Source organism: Enterococcus sp. AZ077, assembly GCF_051714965.1.
GTDB classification, from domain to species: domain Bacteria; phylum Bacillota; class Bacilli; order Lactobacillales; family Enterococcaceae; genus Enterococcus_B; species Enterococcus_B hirae.
The window spans coordinates 87,218-110,463 of record NZ_JBIOSX010000001.1 but is presented as its reverse complement, the minus strand read 5'-3'; the positions used below and the strand labels follow the sequence as shown (position 1 = coordinate 110,463).

General features: G+C 36.4%; 17 protein-coding genes. 2 read left to right on the top strand and 15 right to left on the bottom strand.

All coding sequences use genetic code 11. From position 1 onward, the window contains the following. Positions 1–21: 21 nt before the first annotated feature. From IGL28_RS00550 to IGL28_RS00510, 9 genes are all read right to left on the bottom strand, one after another. Complete coding sequence (locus IGL28_RS00550; RefSeq protein ID WP_010720416.1) at positions 22–936, bottom strand: ABC transporter permease; 915 nt, start codon at positions 934–936, stop codon at positions 22–24. Between the two features lie 27 nt (positions 937–963). Further along, complete coding sequence (gene opp4B / locus IGL28_RS00545; RefSeq protein WP_010720417.1) at positions 964–1,926, bottom strand: oligopeptide ABC transporter permease; 963 nt, start codon at positions 1,924–1,926, stop codon at positions 964–966. Further along, on the bottom strand, positions 1,926–2,870 hold the full coding sequence (locus IGL28_RS00540; RefSeq protein WP_010720418.1) for an ABC transporter ATP-binding protein: 945 nt from the start codon (positions 2,868–2,870) through the stop codon (positions 1,926–1,928). Before IGL28_RS00540 ends, opp4B begins: the two co-directional genes overlap by 1 nt. Beyond that, the gene (locus IGL28_RS00535; RefSeq protein WP_010736807.1) at positions 2,871–3,875 is read right to left on the bottom strand and encodes an ABC transporter ATP-binding protein; all 1,005 of its coding nucleotides are present in this window, start codon (positions 3,873–3,875) and stop codon (positions 2,871–2,873) included. 271 nt (positions 3,876–4,146) lie between these two features. After that, positions 4,147–4,389, bottom strand: a complete 243-nt coding sequence (acpP, locus tag IGL28_RS00530) for an acyl carrier protein (protein ID WP_010720420.1) — start codon at positions 4,387–4,389, stop codon at positions 4,147–4,149. 121 nt (positions 4,390–4,510) lie between these two features. Next, positions 4,511–5,512 (bottom strand): phosphate acyltransferase PlsX, encoded by a 1,002-nt coding sequence (gene plsX / locus IGL28_RS00525; protein WP_010720421.1) that lies wholly within the window; start codon positions 5,510–5,512, stop codon positions 4,511–4,513. A 47-nt stretch (positions 5,513–5,559) separates the two neighbouring features. Continuing rightward, a complete protein-coding gene (gene recG, locus IGL28_RS00520) occupies positions 5,560–7,596 on the bottom strand; it encodes an ATP-dependent DNA helicase RecG (RefSeq protein ID WP_034698627.1) in 2,037 nt (678 codons plus the stop codon). A gap of 123 nt (positions 7,597–7,719) precedes the next feature. Continuing rightward, positions 7,720–9,393 (bottom strand): DAK2 domain-containing protein, encoded by a 1,674-nt coding sequence (locus IGL28_RS00515; protein ID WP_034698624.1) that lies wholly within the window; start codon positions 9,391–9,393, stop codon positions 7,720–7,722. A gap of 52 nt (positions 9,394–9,445) precedes the next feature. Further along, positions 9,446–9,808, bottom strand: coding sequence for an Asp23/Gls24 family envelope stress response protein (locus IGL28_RS00510; RefSeq protein WP_010720424.1), 363 nt, complete (start codon positions 9,806–9,808; stop codon positions 9,446–9,448). Positions 9,809–10,078: 270 nt separating this feature from the next. Here IGL28_RS00510 and rpmB point away from each other — a divergent pair, with 270 nt between their 5' ends. Further along, entirely contained in the window at positions 10,079–10,267 is a 189-nt protein-coding gene (rpmB, locus tag IGL28_RS00505; RefSeq protein ID WP_010720425.1) for a 50S ribosomal protein L28, read from the top strand. Positions 10,268–10,627: 360 nt separating this feature from the next. After that, entirely contained in the window at positions 10,628–13,252 is a 2,625-nt protein-coding gene (locus IGL28_RS00500; protein WP_081128363.1) for a YfhO family protein, read from the top strand. A 486-nt stretch (positions 13,253–13,738) separates the two neighbouring features. Here the strand turns inward: IGL28_RS00500 and IGL28_RS00495 are convergent, their stop codons facing one another. The 6 genes from IGL28_RS00495 to truA all read right to left on the bottom strand — a co-directional run bounded on the left by IGL28_RS00495 (position 13,739) and on the right by truA (position 23,231). After that, entirely contained in the window at positions 13,739–15,961 is a 2,223-nt protein-coding gene (locus IGL28_RS00495; RefSeq protein ID WP_241546315.1) for a hypothetical protein, read from the bottom strand. A 145-nt stretch (positions 15,962–16,106) separates the two neighbouring features. After that, positions 16,107–16,550 carry a hypothetical protein gene (locus tag IGL28_RS00490; protein ID WP_081128365.1) on the bottom strand — a complete coding sequence of 148 codons (444 nt, stop codon included), beginning with the start codon at positions 16,548–16,550 and terminating at the stop codon, positions 16,107–16,109. 404 nt (positions 16,551–16,954) lie between these two features. After that, a complete protein-coding gene (locus IGL28_RS00485) occupies positions 16,955–17,257 on the bottom strand; it encodes a hypothetical protein (protein WP_081128366.1) in 303 nt (100 codons plus the stop codon). Between the two features lie 348 nt (positions 17,258–17,605). After that, complete coding sequence (locus IGL28_RS00480) at positions 17,606–20,308, bottom strand: hypothetical protein (RefSeq protein WP_081128368.1); 2,703 nt, start codon at positions 20,306–20,308, stop codon at positions 17,606–17,608. 361 nt (positions 20,309–20,669) lie between these two features. After that, positions 20,670–22,199 carry a hypothetical protein gene (locus tag IGL28_RS00475; protein WP_241546314.1) on the bottom strand — a complete coding sequence of 510 codons (1,530 nt, stop codon included), beginning with the start codon at positions 22,197–22,199 and terminating at the stop codon, positions 20,670–20,672. A gap of 285 nt (positions 22,200–22,484) precedes the next feature. Beyond that, positions 22,485–23,231, bottom strand: a complete 747-nt coding sequence (gene truA / locus IGL28_RS00470) for a tRNA pseudouridine(38-40) synthase TruA (RefSeq protein ID WP_010720434.1) — start codon at positions 23,229–23,231, stop codon at positions 22,485–22,487. Positions 23,232–23,246: the final 15 nt, after the last annotated feature.

The window sequence follows — 23,246 nt, the reverse complement described above, 5'->3', positions numbered from 1 at the left end:
TTTCCCCCTTTGCTTTCTTCTTTAACCTAATCGTTGGCGTGCATCGGCAGAACGCTTAAACGCTTGTCCAACATAGTTTATACTCAACATCAATACTAAAATTAGAATTGACGCAGGTAACCAGATCCATTGTCGATTCACTAAAACCTCACCGTTGCTGGCATAACCGATTAGCGTTCCTAAACTAGGAACATTTGCTGGTAAGCCAAACCCTAAGAAAGTCAAAGTGGTCTCGATCCCAATATTTGCTGCAAAGTTCATCGTTAAGTTGGTAATGATCAATGAACTTAAGTTAGGCATGATTTCACGGAACATGATTTTAAAATCACTTGTTCCCATTGTTTTTGAAGCACTCACATAATCACGCCTTGCTTCTGATAAAGTTTTACTTCTGAATAATCGAGCTTTAGCAACCCAATAAAATGCACTCATAATGAAGATGAACGACCAAACATTATATCTAGAGATAATCGATACAAATACGATAATAATCAACATAATCGGTAAAATCATAATGAAGTCAACGATACGCATCAAAATGTTATCGATGATCCCCCCATAAAACCCAGAAATAATCCCTAGTCCAACCCCGATAATCGAAGTGATGACTGTGATTGCAAAACCAATGGTGACGGAGTTTCTTGCACCGATAATCAGTTGTCCTAAAACATCCCGACCACCTTCATCTGCTCCTAAAATAAATTTTGTCCCCTCGGTAGAGATAGCACCTGGAGCTGCATATTTATCAAAGATGCTGACATACATTACTTTATCTTGGTCTGTAAATAACGCACCGATAAAGATAACTAACAATAAAATAACGAGTAAGCCTAATGAAAAAATGGCGATTTTATCTTTTTTAAATTCACGGGCAATCATTCGTAACCCCATTGGCGGGATACTTTCTTGCACAACGTCTTTCTTTTTATCACTCATTTGTCTTTTCTCCTTTCTGATTGAATTTTATTGGATACGGATACGTGGATCAACAATGCTCATGATGATATCTGAAAGCAAGGTTCCGATCAACGTCGCAATTCCTAAAATCAATACTAAGGAGGTAATAACTGTATAGTCACGTTGTCCGATCGAATCAATAAACAATTTACCGACTCCTGGGTAGCCAAAAATCTTTTCAATAACTACTGAACCAGCAATTAAGGAAGTAATTTCATAACCCATTTGTGAAGCCATCGGCAATGCCGCGTTTCGGAAAATATGACGACTAAATACTTTATTGGTTGGTACCCCTTTTGAACGGGCAGTTCGCACAAAGTCTAAAGATTTTGAATCAATGACTTCGCTACGTAAATACTGGATCGTTACAGCTGTAGCTAAAAAGGCTTGAGTGATCGATGGTAAAATGATGTATTTCATGCGATCAATCAACTGGGTGAAAAAGCCCCCTTGGATTCCTAACGTCTGGGAGCCGCTGGTTGGGAACCAACCTAGACGATAACCAAATACAAATAACATAATCAATCCAAAGATAAATAACGGAACAGCAAAACTAAAGAAATTGTAGATTACAACAGCTTTATCCAAAAATGAGTTTTGGTATCTGCCCGCCAACATACCTAGTGGTACAGCAATCAAATAAGTAATGATAACTGTTAAGATCGACAAGTAAAGAGTATTGACGATACGCTCACCAATCAAATCAGAAACTGAACGTTTGTATAAGAAACTTTGACCGAAGTCTCCTTGTAACGCATTCCCAATCCATCGGAAATACTGGACATACCAAGGATCATTCAAACCAGCTGCCTGTCTCATTTGCTCGATGACTGCTGGATCTTGGTTGGGGTTGATCAACCCGGTAAAAGGATCTCCAGGCATCGCTTTTGCCAACATAAAGATCAAAATACTAAGAATAATAACTTGTGGGATCATTAATAATACACGTCGTAATATCGTTTTCCACATTAGCTGGCACCTCCATCTTTCAACGCTACTTTATGCGTCGGTGTGATCGTACGGAGATCGTACACTCGACCAGTTGCATCGTAGTACTCCTTTTGATTTTGGATGTACTCACGTTCCACTCTTCGTCGATTCTCTTTGTGTAACTCCCGATTTTCGACATCAATCCGAGGGATAGCAGACAGTAAACGTTTCGTATAGATATGACGTGGATCATTATAAATATCTTCTCGTGTACCAATTTCAACGAATCGACCTTTATACATAATTGCGATATTATCACACATATGTTTCACGACTCCCAAGTCATGAGAAATAAATAAATAACTTAAACCAAATTCTTGTTGGATTCGTTTCATGAAATTTAATACTTGCGCCTGAACGGATAAATCCAATGCAGAAACTGGTTCATCTGCTACGATGAGTTTTGGGTTTGTCGCAACTGCACGTGCAACCCCTAAACGTTGACGCTGTCCACCTGAAAACTCATGCGGATATTTATACAGCGCATCTTCCGGCATCCCTACGATATCCAGTAGATTTTTCACTTTTTTCTTTTCCTCTTGATCACTCAAGCGTTCAAAGTTACGGATCGGTTCTGCAATAATATCCAATACTCGCTTTTTAGGATTCAAGCTGGACATTGAGTCTTGGAAGATCATTTGAACATCTTTGTTATAGCCAATTTTTTGTCGGTTACTTTTTTTAGTGACATCTTTACCTTCATAAATGATTTGTCCTGAAGTCACTTTTTCTAATCCAACGACTGCTTTCCCTGTCGTTGATTTACCAGAACCAGATTCTCCGACTAAGCCATACGTTTTTCCTTTTTCAATAATGAAGTCGACACCATCTACTGCATATACATGATCCGTTACTCGATTAAAGAATCCACTACGAATAGGATAGTGTACTTTCAAATCGCTGATTGTAATTAATTCTGTCATCTACACCTCTCCTTTTTCGTCTCTAAAGTGGAAATGTTTGTAGCAAGAGCAACGAACCAAATGATTCGGAGCAATTTCATGAAGGACAGGGTTTTCTTCGTGATCACTGGCTGGGATCCAAGGAATCCGAGGAGCAAAGCGACAACCAGTTCGTGGCATATTTTTCAAAGAAGGAACAACGCCTTCAATCACATGGAGCTCAGCTTCATGGTTCCCCTCTTGAGGAATAGAGTTCAACAATGAACGGGTATAAGGGTGTTTAGGATTTTCAAAAAGTTCTTTGACCCCAGCTACTTCAACAAATTGACCGCCATACATTACCGCTACCCGATCAGCCATTTCTGCCACGACACCTAAGTCATGCGTGATCAGAATGATTCCTGTTTTGGTTTCTTCTTGTAAGTCTTTTAATAAATCAAGGATTTGCGCTTGAATCGTTACATCTAGCGCTGTCGTTGGCTCATCCGCAATAACAATCGGTGGCTTACACGCAATCGCAATGGCGATGATTACCCGCTGTCTCATCCCCCCAGATAATTCATGGGGATATTGTCGTCCGACTCTGGCAGGATTAGGAATCCCAACTTGCTCCAACAATTCCAAGGCACGAGCTTGCCGTTGTTCAGCGTTCATTTTGGTATGATAAGATAACCCTTCCTTAATTTGATCTTCAATACGCATCAAAGGGTTTAACGCAGATAACGGATCTTGGAAAATCATCCCAATATCATTCCCGCGGATTTTGTTATACAAAGTTTCATTCAATTCAATCAAGTTTAAATCATTATATAAAATTTCGCCTGTGATCTTTGTGTTGTTTGGATCAAGTAACCCCATAATAGTAGTCGCTAATGTACTTTTCCCGCAACCAGATTCTCCAACGATTGCTAAGATCTCGTTTTTATCTAATGTAAAAGAAACGTCATCTACTGCATCGTAATACTCATCTTTAAGACGGAAGCCTGTATGTAGGTTCTGAACATCTAATAGTTGATTATCTGACAATCGAATACCCCTCTCTGCTCCCTGGTTGGAAGTTTTCTTAATAAAAAATGATATCCCACAGAATAAAACGTTTTATAATAAGCGTTATTCTAAGGATAGTGCAATATATTATTAATAATTATATATAAAACCCCTCTACAATGCAAGAAAATTTCAGTCAGTTGCCAGAATTGTCAGAAAAATCTATTTAAAATAAAGATAAATCACTTGAAAAATTAAAAAAAAAGTGAGTAAAGATCCGATTGATCTTTACTCACTTTCATGCTGATGATTAGTTAAGATGATTGCTGATGTAGTCAACTGCCCCACCAACTGTTTCAATTTGTTCTGCATCTTCGTCAGAAATTTCTGTTCCAAACTCATCTTCAAGTTCCAAAACAAATTCCATGATGCTGATTGAGTCAGCTTTTAGGTCATCTTTGATATTTAATTCATCAGTTACTTTATCTGTATCAATTTCAAAATGATTTGAAATAATTTTCGCTACTTTATTAAATACTTCTTCACGTGACAATGTTTTCACCTCCAACAATTATCAAAATTGCCGATTTCCTTCACCAAGGCTAATTTTACTGACATTTTCTAAGATTGTCCACCTTTTTTTCTATAGGGTCGTCGACGAGCAAACAGAAACATTATTCTGCAGGTTTTTCGAATTGTTCAACTAACTGCCCTACCACATTGGTTTCCAACATAGTGTGGATTTGTCTGATGGTATGTCTCACTGCATCTGGTCCAGTCGCACCGTGAGTTTTGATGACTGGTGCCTTTAATCCAAAAAGAACTGCTCCGCCATGTTTTGAATAATCCATTTCTGATTTTAATGAACGTAACCCATCTTTCAACAATAGTGCGCCCATTTTTCCTTTAAATCCTTCATTTAAAATGGCAGCTTTCAAAAGGTCCATCAGATTCATTGCTGTTCCCTCAATGGATTTCAATACTGCATTGCCTGTAAATCCATCGGTTACAACAACATCTGCTACCCCGTTCAATAGTTCCCTCGCTTCAACGTTTCCAATAAAATTCAAACTGGTTTCATTTTGAAGTAATTCGAAAGCTTTTTTAGTTAATTCGCTTCCTTTTGTTGCTTCCGTCCCATTATTCAATAAAGCAACTCGAGGTCTACCGATTCCTCGGACTTTTCTTGCATAAAATGAGCCTAAGATTCCATATTGTAATAAATGTTCCGGTTTATTTTCAGCATTTGCACCTAGATCAAGCATATCAAACCCTGCATTGGGTTGACCGACTACCGGTAAAGTAGACATCAGACCAGGGCGTTCGATGTTTTTGATACGACCAACAATAAAGAGTCCAGCTGCTAATAATGCGCCAGTGTTCCCCGCTGAAAAAATCGCGTCTGCTTCACCATTTTTGACAGCTTGTGCTGCCAAAACCATCGAAGCATTCTTCTTACGGCGAATGGCTTTAACTGGTTCATCATCACTATCGATTTTTTCATCTGTATGAATGATCGTCACATTGTGTTCTGTTGTTAGATATTTTCTTATTTCATTTTCCTTACCATAAAGGATAAATTCCACATCTGGGAAATCTTTTTGAGCTAAAGCCACACCTTCCACAATGGCTTGTGGTGCGTGATCTCCACCCATTGCATCTACGGCAATTTTCATTATTTCCACTCCTTTTTTATCATCACTATAAAGTATAGCACAGTCTATTAATCAAAATAACGATTATCTTGATTTTCCAAGTCTAAACTGCGGACCAAATGTTGGTATTCTGGCAATAGTTGCCAATCCTTTAACTGCCATAGCTTTTGTGCCTCATCACGAGCTACCTCTAATATATTACTATCTGTTACAAGATCAGCAATTGCAAATTGCGGTAAGCCTGATTGGCGAAAACCAAATACTTCTCCTGGTCCACGCAACTCTAAATCTTTCTCACTTAGAATAAAGCCATTGTTCGTTTCTGTCATTATTTTCATTCGCTCAATCCCTAATTCATTTTTAGGATTAGCTACCAATACACAATAAGAAGCATCACTACCACGTCCAACACGTCCACGTAATTGATGTAACTGTGCTAATCCAAAACGATCAGCATCCATGATCAACATGACTGTAGCATTCGGAACATTTACACCCACTTCGATGACCGTCGTTGAAACCAAGATTTGCATCTTGTTTTCTTTAAATGTTTCCATAATTGCTTCTTTTTCCTGGTTCTTCATTTTACCATGTAACAATCCGACTTCATACTGAGGCGCAAAAAGCGCACTTAATTTTTCATAAATTTCAACAGCGTTTTTAACGTCTAATGCTTCTGACTCTTCAATCAACGGGCAAATGACATACATTTGATGTCCTTTCGCCAGTTCCTTCCATGTCCAATCTAACACACTATTTAATTGTGGCGTACGAACCCATCTCGTCTCTATTGGAATCCGGCCAGCTGGAAGTTCGTCAATTACCGAAACATCCATTTCTCCGTATGCAGTAATCGCTAAAGTCCGAGGAATTGGTGTGGCTGTCATAAATAAAACATCTGGACGCCAGCCTTTTTCACGGAGTACTTTTCGCTGATTCACACCAAAACGATGTTGTTCATCCGTAATAACTAAACCTAAGTGTTGAAATTCGACTCCTTCTTGAATCAACGCATGGGTACCGACAACGATATCGATTTCTCCTTGTTCCAGCAATTCGAGTAGTTCTCTTCGTTCTTTGGCTTTCGTCGAACCCGTTAACAGAGCAAGTTTAACTTCTTGCGCATCAAATAATTGAAGAAGGCTTTCCATGTGTTGTTGTGCCAAAATTTCAGTTGGTACCATCAATGCGCCTTGAAACCCTGCAGTGACCGCCGCATATAAGGCAATTGCTGCAACAATCGTCTTTCCGCTACCTACATCACCTTGCAATAGGCGTTGCATATGTTGCGGACTTCTTAAGTCACGACAAATTTCATTCGTGACTCTTTTTTGGGCATCCGTCAATTCAAAAGGTAGTTTTTGAATAAATTGTTTCAAGCGCTGGATGTCATATAAAATTTCAATGCCATTTGTTTCTGCTTTTTCCGATTTTTTAAGCCCTTGAAGTCGCATTTGAAATAAAAAGAATTCTTCAAAGACAATTCTTCGTTTTGCTTGATGGTTTTCTTCATGATTTTTCGGAAAATGCATGCTCTTAACAGCTGTTGGCCGATCCAACAGTCGATATTTCTCAACTAATCCATTGGGAAGATTCTCTTCGATCAAATCACCATACTCTTCGAACCCTCTTCGAATCAAATCGACTAAAGTTGTTTGACGGATTGATTTATTGACATGATAGATTGGAGAAAAATCATCCACCGCTTGAGAACCCAAAATTTTCATACCATTTAATGACTTCCGTTTCGCATCCCATTTTCCATAGACAGCAATTTCTTCGGATAAGATCACTTTATCTTTCAAATATGGTTGATTGAAAAAAGAAACATTGAAAACAGCATGATCCTGCATCATACGAAATTGGAGTCGATTCTTTTTGTATCCAAAGCGACTCATTACTGGTGGTGAAACAACCAGGCCTTTTAAAGTCACTTTTTCTTGATCAAGTATTTCATTTAAATTTCTTTCTTGAATGTCTTCATAGCGAAAAGGATAATAGGTCAATAGGTCTTCGATGGTTTGGATTCCCAGACTAGCAAGACTATCCGCCCTTTTTGCTCCCACACCGGCTAACATCGTCACTGGATCATTTAAAGACCTCATATTTCACCCTCCTTTACCGTATGTTTCACTATCAATCCATTCCTTAGAAATAGGGCTGCACCAACAACCTGGTACAGCCCCCGTTCTTTTAACGTTCGTTCAGGCGAAAAGGATTGTCCTTTTCTATTCTGCAGAGAATAAATACGGATAAACCGGTTGATCGCCTTGATGAATTTCAATTTCTAAATCTGGATATTGTTCAACTAATTTAGCTGATAATTCTTCTGCTTGATGAACCGAACCACCTTCACCTGCTAAAATCGTCACAATTTCTGTTTCTTCAGTGATCATTTTTTCTAAGGTAGCGAATGAAGTTGCCATCATGTCAGAATCTGAGATAACGATTTTCCCATCAATCATCCCTAAGAAATCGCCCTCAGTAATTTTCACACCATCAATGGTTGTGTCACGAATCGCATGAGTAATCTGCCCACTAACGACACTTGCAAGCATTTCTGTCATAGTCGCTTTGTTTTCTTCCAACGATACTTGATCATTAAATGAAAGCATCGCAGTTAATCCTTGAGAGATCGTTTTTGATGGTACGACCGCTACTGGGATATCTGCTACTTCAGCCGCTTGATCCGCAGCCATGAAGATATTTTTATTGTTTGGTAATACGATGACTTTATCCGCATTGACTTCCTTGATCGCTTTAACGATATCTTCCGTACTTGGGTTCATCGTTTGTCCACCACTAATGACGTAGTTTGCTCCTAAACTTTCAAATAACTCTTGCACTCCTTTACCGGCTGCAATCGCTACGATCCCATAAGGTGTACGAGCTGCTTTTTGTGGCTTCGCTTGCTCATCGTGTTCTAAAATCGTTTCATGCTGTAAACGCATGTTGTCGACTTTGATTTTTACTAATGAACCAAATTTTTGTCCATAATTTAATACTTCACCTGGATTTTCGGTATGCACGTGGACCTTAATGATCTCATCATCATTAACAACCAATAATGAATCACCGATTCCATCTAAGTAATTACGAAATTCTTCATAGTCAAATTGGCTATCGACGGTTGGCCCTTCACCGATTTTTACCATGATTTCTGTACAGTAACCATAATGGATATCTTCTGTTGCTAATTGACCTTGGACACTGCGATGATGCTCAGCATTGACCATTTCATCCATTTCAGCTGGTGATGGTTCATAGACTTCTGTCATTTTGAACTCACCATTCAAGGCACTTAAGAAGCCTTCATATACAAATAGCAAACCTTGACCGCCACTATCGACGACACCGACTTCTTTTAACACTGGTAACAAATCAGGTGTTTTCGCTAAGGCACGTTTCCCACCTTTTACCACAGCCGTCATCACTTCAACAACGTCGTCACTTGTTTTAGCTTTCTTTTCTCCAGCTTTTGCAGCTTCACGAGCTACTGTCAAAATGGTTCCTTCAACAGGCTTCATGACTGCTTTATAAGCTGTCTCAACGCCATGCGTAAAAGCCGCAGCTAAATCTGCAGCGTTTAACACTGTCACGTCAGGTATTTGCTTTGAAAAGCCTCGGAATAATTGAGACAAAATAACTCCTGAATTTCCTCTGGCTCCCATTAGTAGGCCTTTTGATAACATTGCTGCTAACTCGCCTACTTTTTCAGAAGTAGAATCAGCAACTGCTTTAGCTCCACTTGTCATAGATAAATTCATATTGGTACCTGTATCTCCATCAGGAACTGGGAATACATTTAACGAATTGACATATTCTGCATTTACTTGCAGACGATTCGCGCCCGCCTGAACCATTTCCTGGAATTGGCTTGCACTGATTTCTGTTACACTCACCTAGATAATCCTCCTTCAGATCGACTGCTGAATCATTCAGCAAGCCTTCTGCCTAGTCTGGCAGTACACGAACACCTTGGACGAAAACATTAACAGAATTGGCTGTTACACCTAGTAATGTCTCCAAGTTGTATTTTACTTTTTCTTGGACATTGCGAGAAACTTCTGAAATTTTTGTACCATAACTAATGATCGTATAAACATCTACTGCGATACCATTAGCTTCTTGGCGAACAACTACTCCTCGAGAATAATTTTCTTTTCGTAGAATTTCAGTAATATTATCTTTTATTTGGTTCTTGCTGGCCATTCCTACAACACCGAACACATCTGTTGCGGCGCCACCAACAACTGTTGCAATCACATCATTGGTAATTTCAATGGTTCCAGCTGACGTTTGAATTTTTACAGCCATGAATGAGCCTCCTTAACGGGCAAAATACTCCCATTTTTCTTCTATCATATTTTATCATAGCGTCACCCGAAATAAAAGGCAGTTACCCTAAAGTACTCAAAAACCGCTGAAAATTTTAAAATTAGTCCTGTATAATTTACAATTATTCCCATGGATTGTCAATTCTTGCTATGAAAAGACACTTGCATATTACCCCTTCATATGATATGTTATTCTGGTATGAGCTGAATTATTCTATCGCTCCAAATCGAGGTAAAGGGGGAAAATTACATGGCAAAAGTTTGTTACTTTACTGGTCGCAAGACAAAAAGTGGAAACAATCGTTCTCATGCGATGAACTCAACAAAACGTACTGTTAAACCTAACTTACAAAAAGTTCGCGTTATGATCGACGGAAAACCTAAAAAAGTTTGGGTGTCAACTCGTGCTTTGAAGTCAGGAAAAGTTGCACGCGTTTAATTGAATGAAGTTTGAACCGTTCGGTGCGTGAACGGTTTTTATTTTTATTATAATGCCTTACTTTTCATAAAAGAAGTTAGTTGAAAAGCCTACAAATGATCTGGATGAACGATCATTTGTAGGCTTTTTAGGTTTTGTCAAATCCTTAATATTAAACATGTATTCTTTTAAAAACTGGTATTTTATTATTTATAAAATCAGTTTATATAAGTTTTTTTGCCTTTTATTTTCAAAATAAACGTTATTTATTATTGTTTTTTTATTTTTTTGGAAATGCCAAGTCTTTTCATGTAGTTAAAAATATGAATATGATAAACTAGAGATAACTTCATATTTCATAGAAATTTGGTGAATGAATCAATGAAAACAAAAATCAAACTTTTTTTAAAAGAAAATGGTCGTTATGCTTTTGCTAGTTTTCTGATCCCTTTTTTGATACTTGCGTTAGTTTACTTAAGTATCGGAATTTATCCAGGAAGTAGCCGAAGCATTCTTGCAAGTGATGCATTTTCTCAATTTTCAAATTTCCATGCAAGCTTTCGGAACATGTTATTAGGAAAGCAAAGTATTTTTTATACTTGGAACGCCTCATTAGGTCTGAATTATTTATCTTTAATTTCATATTACTTAGGCGGATTATTTACTCCGCTTGTTCTTTTGTTTCCTAATAATATGATGCCTGATGCTTTATATTTTCTAACTCTGCTTAAAGTTGGGTTTGCTGGATTATCTTTTTGGATCCTTGCGCGGACGTATAAAATTCCACGTTGGGGACAAGTGGCTTTAAGTGTCAGCTATGCTTCGATCTCTTTCATTACCGCTCATTCTGAAATCATTATGTGGTTGGATGCGTTTATTTATCTTCCACTTATTATTTTGGGTATCCATCGGGTCATGGATTATAAACGACCAACATTATTATTTGTTAGTTACTTATTGCTCTTTTTATCCAGTTTTTATATGGGCTTTATGATCGGTATTTTTTCTTTTCTTTATTTTATGGCAAGGCTGTTTACAAAATGGTCACTCTACAAAAAATCGATTGTACCTTATGGGATTACTTCCTTATTAGCTGGTGGAGCATCAATGATCATTATTCTTCCAGCAGTCTTGGATCTCCGATCAAATGGCGAAACATTAACACAGATCACTACACTAAAAACCGAAGCTACCTCATATTTGGATATCATCATGAAAAACATGATCGGTGTCTATGACACAACCAAATATGGCTCCATTCCTTTTATTTATGCTGGTTTGTTTCCATTAGTTTTATGTCTATTTTATTTTGCTAGTCGAAAAATCAACTTAAAGAACAAACTTTTGTATGGTAGTTTATTTGCTTTATTAATTGCTAGTTTCTATCTTGTACCACTCAACCTCTTTTGGCATGGTATGCATGCGCCTAATATGTTTTTGTTCCGCTATTCCTATTTGTTTTCTTTTCTCGTCCTTTTGTTAGCGGCCAAAGGATGGGAACGAATAACTAAAGAGGATCAGGGCTTACTCCTCAGTATCATCATCATTTTAGCAGCAGTTTTTGCTATCGCATGGGGACTTAAGCCTAATAATAGTTACTCTTATATTACAACGACATCGTTTGTCTTAACGATTGTTTTCTTGAGTCTTTACGCGTTAACAATTGGCTTTTTCCAGCAACCAAAACAGCCCGTTAAATACCTTAGCTTATTGTTACTGTTACTGATGACAGGAGAAGCAAGTGTCAATACGAATAGTATGATTCATGGGATATTAGACGATTGGAATTATGCTTCACGAAGCTTATATACTGATCCTGCTCCTAGCATCAAGTCACTTGTTGATCAGACAAAAAAAGAATCGGATACTTTTTATCGATTAGAAAATCTTGATCCGATTTCTCCTAATGATTCCATTAACTATGGCTATAGTGGTATCAGTTTGTTTTCTTCTATTAGAAACAGGAACTCTTCTGCTTATCTAGATTCGTTAGGCTTTCGTTCAAGAGGAACAAATCTTAATATCCGCTACGCAAACAATACGTTATTGATGGATGGGTTTACAGGAATAAAATATAATATTGCTAAAAACGACAGCAGCTTTAGCAAATATGGCTTTGTGAAAGAAAGTCAGAGCGGTGACTATACACTCTATAAAAACCTAAATGCTTTACCGCTAGCTTTTACAGCACCATTAGATATTAATCACGTGGAACAACCATTAACTGACAATCTCACGAGTCAAACCAATTTGATCAATCGGCTGGCTGATTTAAATGAGCGGTATTTTACTTTCTACACACCAACTTTGAAAAGCCAACAAAACGTCACAGTAAACAAGACGTCTACCGGGGTGACTTATTCTGAAACCACGAATAACCAGCCCAAAACGCTCACTTGGGAAGTGCGTGTACCAGCAAACACACAAGCTTATCTAAGTTTGTTCCCTACTAACTATGCCCAATTAGAAAGTTCTACCGCCACGATTACTGTCAACGGTGTGTCACGAAAGACTCAGATCAGTATTTCTGGACAATATTATGATCTAGGATATTATCCTCAAGACACAACAGTTACTTTCTCTGCTAGTTTTTATGGCACAAAAGAGGTTAGCTTTATGGAACCTAAAGTTCTTGGACTTGATGTTGTTGCTTATCAAGCAGCAATGAACCAAATCAAAGAAAATGGTGTTGCTATGAAAACGACCGGCCGAACAGCCACTGGTACTGTCAACACATCCGAAGAAAGAATGTTAGTCACAACGATCCCTTATGATGCTGGTTGGTCCGCAAAAATCGATGGAAAGGCAGTCAAAGTCGAAAACTTCAAAGATGCCTTTGTAATGATCAAACTACCTGCAGGCAAACATACCGTCACTTTTAGTTACTTACCTCAAGGTTTTATCATCGGATCGATTTTGTTCGTTCTTTGTATCGGACTTTTTATCCTATATGTGTGGTATCAAAAAAAAGAGCCCAAAGTAAATAAGCGATATAAACATAGTTAATGATCCAATCAGCGCCATCATTTCTAAAATTGAAATGATGGCGCTGATTTTTACGTTGATGACTCTTATAGTTCTGATTACTTATCTACTACCGTATTCAGTAATTTCATTATGTTCTGTTATCTTCCTTACAGGACTTGTGGAGCCTGCAATCCTTGACGTTGATTGCAGACTCGAACTTGATTCACGTCTTTTCTCCAAAAGCTCTCTTAAGCGTTGAACATCACCCTGTTGATTAGATGAACTGCCCTTATTTAAATTCCCACCTCCGGAAAGAGAGGGTGAATTGTCAAGGATCCAATCGCTTATTTTTATTATTTCAACCTACAAAACATGTTCCGTCATGGCAAAACCTACCAAATAAAAAAAGACAGAAAGAAACTTTTCTTCTTTCTGTCCCAATTATTCTATCTCTCATAACCAACATCAATTTCTGATCATTCCTCAACGAAGTTAAAAAGTTAAATGTTCTGGTTTATTGATTACTCATCTGTCGTACCCAACGGCGCCCTTAGGATTATTTACCCGGCTTACAAGATTTGGAGATGCTGTAGAATGCATTTTGGCCTCCTGTGTGCCACTGTTTCCTAAAATTACTCTCAGTTCTTTTTTCTGACTATTACTCAACCTACCGTTATCTACCTTTCCATTATCTACTTCTCCGTTATTAAACTTGCCATTATTCCCCACTTCATTACTTAATTGTCTAGCTTTTTTTTGATATATTAAGTTGTCTTGCAAGTCTCTGATATCCGCATATGTAGCTCTAAACAAAGATGTTTTTTTGGTTTGAGAGGTAAGTTGATCTAAACTGCCTGTTTTTCCTTCTTCCTTGCTGTTTCCACTAAGCTGTGTTACTTCTGGATTTGGATTAATCTCTTTATCTGTTAAATTACTCTGGTTTGAAGTATTGGAGCCAGTTTTAAAGTTACAAGCGGGTTTGCCTAAACCGTCTGTTGCTCCTTTTATCTCACTAGCTAATGTAGTATTTCTCGCTTCTAGATATAAATTTGTTTCTTCTGGAGTTGCATCATTTTCTTTATCCAATAAACTACTACTAATTGAAAATTCGGAGCCGGCTTGAGAGCTGCGAGCGGATTGATCGAAGCTACTTCTGCTTGATTGTCCTTCTTCCACAGATAATCGTGGTTCCTGTAAGTGTTGATTTTCGGTTAACTTATCCGTTTCAAATACATTGTTTATTTTTGAAATAAGGGTGTTTATCTCCCTATTCGCTTTCTTCCAGTATTTTTTTTTATCATCCTGTTTTATGCTCTCGTAGCTCTCAGCAACAAATTTTAATTCTGACTTTGTTTCTTCAACATTTCCATTATACGTTTTTAATGTTTCTACTGCTTTTTTTTGAAACATATAATGTAATTTTTGTGGATCTTCCCCTACTCTTCGAGCATATTTTTCACAAAACTCTTGGAGGTCAATACCAACAAATCCGTTTATATCTCGCAATACACGATGATGAAGAGAAGTGTCCTCTATTTGAGCTGTTAATTCAGCTAATCCCACTTCCATTTGCTTTTTCAGCCGAGGATCTGTTTGTTCACTTGATTGTTTATCAAGTGTATTCTTCAGATTTTTCAAATCAGCTAATTCTTGTTCCAATTCTTGCTCATTTTTTGTAAGATATTCTTGATCTTGTTCATTTAATGTGTATTCATTTTCCTTACTGAGAATCATCTTACTATCTATGTTATGTATACCTGCTTTTTTTAACGTATTGCTTGTGCTGAGATCGTAATAATTATAGCTTTTTGTTGCGACTGAATTTTCCGCTTTTGTCATTAGGATAAAAACATTTCGTTTCAACCCTTTTTTCATTGCAATTTGGTAACGAACTTCTAGTAAATCTCGTAAATTTTCTTTAAAGCTTGGAGTGTCTATATACCCGTTTTGATACGCCGTAATAATCTCATCATATAATTTCTTTTTTGTTTTCCTCAAATCTTTTATTCCTAATTTTACATACTCACTTCGTTCTTTTGAAATTTCAGGAACAGCATTTTCTAAGTCATTTTTGTACTTATAGGCGTTAGCTTCTATCAAGCCATTATGTTCAAGTACCTGAAATATTTTAGAACAGAGTTCGGTTATCTTCTTCTTCGATTCATTCCAGGTTATTTCACTATCCGTTTTCTTTAATTCTTGATATTCTTTATCAATAGATTGCCGTTCACTGAAGTTAGTCCCCGACGTTTTTAAATGATCTGCCAGCGTCAATTGAAACGACCGATAGAGTCGTTGCGGATTTTCCCCTATTCTTGGAGCATATTTTTCACAAAACTCGCGCAGGTCAATACTAGAAACACGATCCACGTTTCTTACGACATAAAGATGAAGACGGACATCACGTAGTCGTCCTATAGTCCATTTAATAGACTCATTCAAACTAGAGGTTTCTTGCTTTCTTGATTGTTTAATCAACGAAGCAAGTGATTTATTGTACTTCTCTTCTAGTTGCTTTAGTTCCTTCTTATTTTTAGTATGAATGTCAAAGTCAAATGTTTTATGATTATAGCTTCTATGAGTTAAACGTTCTTTGCTATTTGTTATAAGTATATTTTTACTATCTATATCGTGTATCCTTGCTTTTTGTAAAGTTTTGCTTCGACTTAGATCGTAATAATCATAGCTATATCGATCGTTTAGGTATTGTAATATTTTATACATTTCAGGTTGAAGTTTGTTATGCAAAATCTTAACTAAACTCCTTGCTTTTTCTAAATCTTTTGTTTCTAACTTCTTTATTTGCTTATAGAGCTTACCAATTTCTTTTAGATCTTTTTTTGATGGTTTAGCTAAATAATCTACTGATTGTTCTGGAGGGTCTGAGATTCCATTAGAAAGAGCAACTATTTTTTTTGTATGTTTGATTCAATGGTTGCCCTTCTACGCTTCGATCATCAAACAAATGATCTTTATGATACAAAGCGTGAACATCAATACCGAATTGTTTTTTAAGCTGATTTCTAGCAAGAATTTGGTATCGTATGTTTAACAAGTTACGTAATTTTTCTTTCGATTGATTGGTATCCAAATCCCCTTCTTCATAAGCTGGGATGATTTCTTTGTACAAATCTTCTTTCTCGTGTTTCAACTCTTTCATTGTTAGCTTACTATAGTCAACGATCATGGCTTGGTTTTCGTTAGCCCCAGCATTCTCCCTTGGGTCTGCAGCTTGTTCAAACTCATCCTCAGAATCCGAACTATCGTCAAAACTTTGATGGTAAGTAATACGGTTAAAGCTTGATGTTCCTAGATATTTATCTTCTTCAGTTCCCATAAAATAACTCTCCTTTCGTTAATAAACCTACTAAGTCCTTCACATTATATACTCAAAACAAGTGGTTCCTAGTCCATTTTTTTCTTTATTTTTAAAATTTAAGTTCTGTATATTAACAGAGGATTCAGTAAACTGATTGATCTATTTTAGAATTTACTCGTAGTACGCGAGCTTACCTGAGTCTTCCAATTAGGAACTCCAAAAATAAAATAACACAAATGATACATCCTGGCTGAATGCTTCTGTCACTCTTGATGCTTTATTTATCTATTAGTTAAAAAGAACGATCATTTCTGGTTTCAGTTTCCAATCGACTGTTAGAAACACCATTTGTTGGTTGTAAATGATCATTTCTAGTTACAGGTTTCGGTCGACTATTAGAAAAACTATTTTTTGATGGTAAATTATACCGAAGGACCTTCTGATGATTGCTGGTTTTTTTGATAAAGTTCAGTCATTTTATTTTTGTAAATTTGATTTAAAGGTTGTATTGATTCTAAAGTTTGCTCCAAACTTGATTCTATAGCTGGCATAGTAAATAATGACTCTTTTTGATAAAAAATGGAAATCTCTACACCAATACTTTGTTCAAATTCTTTTTTTATTGCAAGTTGATATCTTATTTCCAACAAATTAGATAGATTTTCTTTAAATGTTTCGGTATTTACCTCCCCTTTTTTAGATAACGCAATAATAGTTTTATACAATTCTTTTTTTTGTTTGTTGCAATTGTTTTATTGTCATTTGATGATACTTGGTTCGGATCGCATTGCCTGCTCTTTAGGGATACCATCGTTTTTTTTATTTTCCATGGTGCTTACCTTGTCCTATTGATTGCTTATTTTCCATAAATTTTTTCTCCCTTCGCTCTTTCAGTCCCTATGTCATAGGTAAATTATAATGTTGTGGTGTCTTTTTTTTGTCCCTTACTTTTTTGTCTATTTATTCATAAAACTACCGACCCCCAGAAGTTAGTTTTTGAGCTAATCTTTAGGGATCGGTATAAAAATGGTTTTAGATTCTTTAACTGTTTGTTTTACATTTTATAATTTCAATTAGACACTAGTCTCTCTTAATAAATCATTACTAGGCTTTCCTTTAGACGGATCAAGTTGTTGATTTTGCGCATCCTGCTGTACTTTACTTTGTGCTACATTTATTATATTTAATAATCGTCCTTGGTCATTTTCTGGATTCATTCCCTTATTTTTATTCACTTGAGCGTAAAGGGGTTCTATTTTTTTCACAGGATCTGGTAAATACTCACGGCAATCTTTAATTCCTAAGTTCTTTAATGTAGGACACTCATTAATAGGGGTATTAATGTGATAAAATGGTTGTTCGATTAGCGTGTATTGATTAAGTAGCTTATCTATTTCTGGTAGTAGCTTTATGAACTCTTCATTCGCCCTTTTATATGATCCCTCTTTATCCAATCGTTTTATATAATTGACCTTATTAATAATCCAAGCTCTATCTTGAGCATAATCAACCTTTTTGGAGTCTAAATATTTCTTCGCTATTCTAGCCTTATATAGATCCATATTAAAAAATTCATTCAACTTCCCAACTGATAACGGGTCAGCACTCCTTGTCACATCCTGAAATCTTTTGCTAACCTCCTGTGTAAAATCATCCACCAGATTAGGACTTTTATCTTTTAATTGCGTTGCTGCTGTCTCCTGCCATGCATGAATGATTTTTTGGGGATCAACGTTGTTTCGCTCAGCAAATTTGTGACAAAATTTCTCATAGTCCATCCCAAGCATGTGTTCGATCGTTTTTCTAGTCTCAAGTTGATGATGGATGTCACGTAAGTTGCTTAGATTAGTGATGAATTCTTTTTCATGCACATCCTTATTTAGTGAAGTTTTAGCATTTTTAAAAAGCTTATAAAATTTAGTAACTTGTTTATTGAAAACCAATTCAAGTTCCTTTAACTCTTTTTTGCTTTGTTTAACGTACTGCAAGTTTTTAGTATCTGGTGACGGATAATTAAACTTTAATCGATTCGAAGCATCCAATATCTTCTCAACATTTCCCCATTTATGAAGACCGGCCTTTTTCAACGTTTTACTTTTACTCAAATCGTAATAATCATAGGTCGATAGGTTATTAGGTATATTTTTGTTCAATACTTCTACTATAAGTGGATAAATCTGTGCAGCTGATTCTCTTCCAGACAATGTTTGATTGGTATTAAATTGATGTTTCATTTTCTGATATAATTTAGCTCTTTTTTTCTTATTCTCATCTTTAGTATTGTCAGTTGTTACTTGTGGTATATTAGTTTTCGTTTGGTTTATAAAATTACTGATTGCATCATCATATTTGTTTATCATGTCTGGATTGTCTCTACCTAAAAATTTAGAATTATTTAAAATTTTTGTGAAATCAAAACCAACCTTTTGAATCAGTTCTTTTTTTATGGCGATTTTATAGCGAATATCTAGTAATCTCTCTACTTTTTCAGAAAATTCTTTTGTACCTACTTTATGTTCTTTAGATAACTGAATGATCTCTTTATATAGTTTTTGCTTTTCATTTCTTAAAGAGTTCATGGATTGCCAAAGTTCCGGTTTTGGCCCTTGATCCCGGTTATTATCTACGACTTCATAATCATTATTAATATCCGCAACTTCATCATAGATGCTAAAAGATATTGAAGACGTGGTAGAAGCATTACTTGGACGAGGAGTTGGCTCTAAACTTACTTCCTCAGGATTCCCGTTCTCCCCATAAATGTCTACTTCATAATATTCAACTGGTTCGCCATACACATGAGCAGCAACAGCACTTGAACGAGTAGTTCGCTCCTCAGGATTTTCGTTCTCCCCATAAATGCCTACTTCATCATATTCAACTGGTTCGTCATACCCATTATCATCAACAGCACTTGAACGAGTAGTTAGCTCCTCAGGATTTTTGTTCTCCCCATAAATGCCTACTTCACCATATTCAACTGGTTCGTCATACCCATTATCCTCAACAGCATGATTTCCGTTTTGTCCTTGACTCGTAAGTTGGGAACTATGTATTGTGTTGTCCTCTGAATTGTTTTTTAGACTCTCTTGTTGTTTCTTTTGGAATTCTTTAAATTTCATTTTAACCACTTCTGCTAAACTAACCGAAGAGTTTTGGCTATTAGCACCAACACTTAAATCTTGCCTTCGAATTTGTTTTAAACCAAGTTGTTCCCTTACTTGATGTATCATGTGATATGTATTTAAAAAATTCTTTCTCTGAAATAATAGAGATTCTATTACTGCAGTGTTAGTCATTCCATCAGGAGCAATACCCTCGTCTTTTTTTAATAGGTTCAAATTGTTCTTAGCAGCTTCCCAACCTTCTTCAATTGAACTAATTAGCTGTTCTCTTTCATGCGGTATAGCTTTCTTCAGTGATTCCACTCCATCACTAATACTTTTGTTATATGCTAGTATATCTTGTAAAATACCATCTGAATCTTGCTTTTTTTCGCTTACAGCACGTGTAAATAAACGTGCGCTTTTACTTGCTACTAGCCTTTCATCTGCCTTTAGTTTAGTTTTTATAGTATTCGGTATCATTTCAGTTAAGTTCATCACTGCTACTTCTAGTTTTTCTTTGGTTAATTGCTTATTGTCTTTCGATAACGTTTTCTTTGTTTCTTCACTTATTTTTTTATGAAATGTTTCGCTATCATAAAATCCTAGATTGTTAGCTATCGCTATAAGGTCTCCATGTATAGTCTTCAATGTTTCCTGATTATTTTCCATTAAAAAATCTCCCTCCGTTAAGTTAGTCCATATTGTATACTAAAATCCAATCATTCCTTTACCTATTTTTTCTTTTTTTTAAAATTTATGTTTCGCTTAGTAAAAATGTTCGACATTCGTACACATCGTCTAACTTAATATCTAGTCATTATTTTTCATATCTACTCTTCCAATATTTAGCTGAGTACTGAACTCGATTCGCATATTCATAAAACAAAATCATGAATTGAAGCATTCTATCCTACAAAAATGGCTCACCTTGAGTAGCTATGGTACGTTCTCAAATAATTAAACAACAGGCGTACTCACTAGCCGTATAAAATCCATCTGAATTCTTTATTTAAGGGTTGATTATCAGCTATTACCTAGATAAAGATTGTCCATTTGTCACAGTATTTTGGGAAATTCTATTTTTTTCTAACTCCGCACCTTGTTTTGCTCTATCACAAGCTTCGTTTATAGAACTCTTTGTTTCAAAAAACTTAGTTAACGCTTTGACATTTGTTTTTGGTACCAGTTGATTGGTTTTATTGTTATGTTTTTCTTGATCAACTTCTAGTTTCGAAGAATTGTTTTCCGTAAGATCTGTTCTTGTTGGCTCAGGTTGCTCTAGCTTCTCCTTACTCGGTAATGTCAAAGGGACGTTTTCTGTAAATTCTTTTTTTGCTGGCTCGGGTTGTTTTGGTTTCTCTCCGCTCAATAATTTCGAAGGATTATCGTCTGCCGAGTTTTCTACTGTTTGTCCTACTGATATTTTCTGTGCCGTTAGTTTATTTAACATTAACTGGTTTAATACATTATCAAAGTTTGATCGTTGCAGTTTTTGTTCACCTTGTAGTTTTGAAGAAGTGTTTTCCGTAAGATCTGTTCTTGTTGGCATGGGTTGTTTTGGTTTCTCCTCATTCGTTAATGCCGGAGGAGTGTTTTCCATAAAATCTTTTTTTGCTGGTTCGGGTTGTTTTGGTTTCTCTTCGCTCAATAGTTTCGAAGGAGTGTTTTCCGTAAGATCTGTTCTTGTTGACTCGGGTTGTCCTGACTTCTCCTCACTCGGTAATATCAAAGAGGTGTTTTCTGTAAATTCTTTTTTTGCAGACTCTGCTGTTTTTTCTTGTGCTACTGGATTGTTTAACTTTATTTGGTTTAATACATCAACGAATTTTCTTCTATGCTCTCCTTGATCAGAAGGTTTAGTTTTTGACGATTCCTTTGTTATTGGCACTGGTATTACTGTTGTCTGATGTATGGGCAGGTTCTTTAGGAATATGTTACCCATAGCGTTTTTAAAAATTTCTTTCTCAGTTGCTGTCATAGCCATAAACGATTTTGAACCGGTTGTTTCTCCCAATATGCTAGTTGAATTTTCCATCTTCGCACTCGATAGTACTGATGGATTATTGTTTGCCGAATTTTTTGTTGGGGCTGGTGTTACTATTTTTGGCTGTATGGATGGGTTTTGTTGGAATATATTACCCATAGCATTTTTAAAATTTTCTTTCTCAGCTGCTGTCATAGCCATAAACGATTTTGAACCGGTTGTTTCTCCTAATATGCTAGTTGGATTTTCCATCTGCGCACTCGATGGTATTGATGGATTATTGTTTGCCGAATTTTTTGCTGGATCTGGTGTTACTATTTTTGGCTGTATGGTTAGGTTTTGTTGGAATATATTACCCATAGCGTTTTTAAAAATTTTTTTCTCAGCTGCTGTCATAGCCATAAACGATTTTGAACCGGTTGTTTCTCCCAATATGCTAGTTGAATTTTCCATCTTCGCACTCGATAGTATTGATGGATTATTATTTGCCGAATTTTTTGCTGGTTCTGGTGTTGCCTCATTTACTTCTCCCAGTATGCTGATTAAAGTATTCTGATCTAATTTTTCATTGCTCATATCATTTATTCTCCTTTCGCTCATTAGGTTCTATTATAAAGAAAAGAATCCTCTCTTTAGCAACAACTTTTTCTTTTTTATATACTTTATGTTATTTCGGTTGTTATTTTAAATAATAGTTATTTTATATTTCTATAAAATTGATCATTTAGCTACTTAGATGCTAGTAATATCGTGTTACTGTTATTATTTTTTAGATAGTTAAAACTCATAAAAAAATAAAAAAACGTTTCGTTTAGAGAAATATTTTTTCTCTAAACGAAACGTGTGAATGAAAGGTCTTTATTAATCATACACCACTTCATACAGATATAACCCTTCTGGATGAGCTGTGGGTCCTGCAGCATTTCGATCTTTTTTCGCAATGATTTCGGGTATACTATCCTCTGAGAGTCGCCCGTTCCCAATCTTCAGCAACGTACCGACAAGGATCCGAATCATCTTGTACAAGAAACCATTCCCACGAAAAGTAAATAACAACTCATCCCCGGCCTCATTGACTTCCATCTTTGCTTCATAGATCGTTCTTACTTTGTCCTCGATTGAACTTCCAGAAGCACAAAAAGAAGTGAAATCATGGGTACCTATTAAGTCGGGCAATGCTCGTTGAATTTTCGATAAATCAAGTGGATAGGGGAAATAACTTGCGTAATGCCGACGAAACGGACTGCGTGGTTTTCCAATATCGACCCGAAACTGGTAAGTTTTTTCTTTTACTAAATAGCGCGCGTGAAAATCATCTGAAACGATCTCAACGGCTTTAACTGCGATATCTTCTGGCGATTGCGTATCTAATGCAAAACGCATACGTTCTAAAGGTCGTTCTTCAGGGTAATCAAAATGGATCACTTGCCCCATCGCATGGACCCCTGCATCAGTACGGCCAGAACCAAAGACAGTAATCTCTTTTCCATTGGCCATTTTCTTTAGCGTTTTTTCCATTTCCTCTTGGACAGTACGACCATTTGGTTGCTTCTGAAAACCATTAAAATGGGTACCATCATAGGCAATAATTGCTTTATAACGTGTCATACTTTCACCTACTCA

Excerpts from the sequence above, each read along its gene's own strand:
- IGL28_RS00550 (WP_010720416.1), bottom strand. The coding sequence starts at position 936 with ATGAGTGATAAAAAGAAAGACGTTGTGCAAGAAAGTATCCCGCCAATG.
- opp4B (WP_010720417.1), bottom strand. The coding sequence starts at position 1,926 with ATGTGGAAAACGATATTACGACGTGTATTATTAATGATCCCACAAGTT.
- IGL28_RS00540 (WP_010720418.1), bottom strand. The coding sequence starts at position 2,870 with ATGACAGAATTAATTACAATCAGCGATTTGAAAGTACACTATCCTATT.
- plsX (WP_010720421.1), bottom strand. The coding sequence starts at position 5,512 with ATGAAAATTGCCGTAGATGCAATGGGTGGAGATCACGCACCACAAGCC.
- recG (WP_034698627.1), bottom strand. The coding sequence starts at position 7,596 with ATGAGGTCTTTAAATGATCCAGTGACGATGTTAGCCGGTGTGGGAGCA.
- IGL28_RS00510 (WP_010720424.1), bottom strand. The coding sequence starts at position 9,808 with ATGGCTGTAAAAATTCAAACGTCAGCTGGAACCATTGAAATTACCAAT.
- rpmB (WP_010720425.1), top strand. The coding sequence starts at position 10,079 with ATGGCAAAAGTTTGTTACTTTACTGGTCGCAAGACAAAAAGTGGAAAC.
- IGL28_RS00500 (WP_081128363.1), top strand. The coding sequence starts at position 10,628 with ATGAAAACAAAAATCAAACTTTTTTTAAAAGAAAATGGTCGTTATGCT.
- IGL28_RS00490 (WP_081128365.1), bottom strand. The coding sequence starts at position 16,550 with ATGGGAACTGAAGAAGATAAATATCTAGGAACATCAAGCTTTAACCGT.
- IGL28_RS00480 (WP_081128368.1), bottom strand. The coding sequence starts at position 20,308 with ATGGAAAATAATCAGGAAACATTGAAGACTATACATGGAGACCTTATA.
- IGL28_RS00475 (WP_241546314.1), bottom strand. The coding sequence starts at position 22,199 with ATGAGCAATGAAAAATTAGATCAGAATACTTTAATCAGCATACTGGGA.
- truA (WP_010720434.1), bottom strand. The coding sequence starts at position 23,231 with ATGACACGTTATAAAGCAATTATTGCCTATGATGGTACCCATTTTAAT.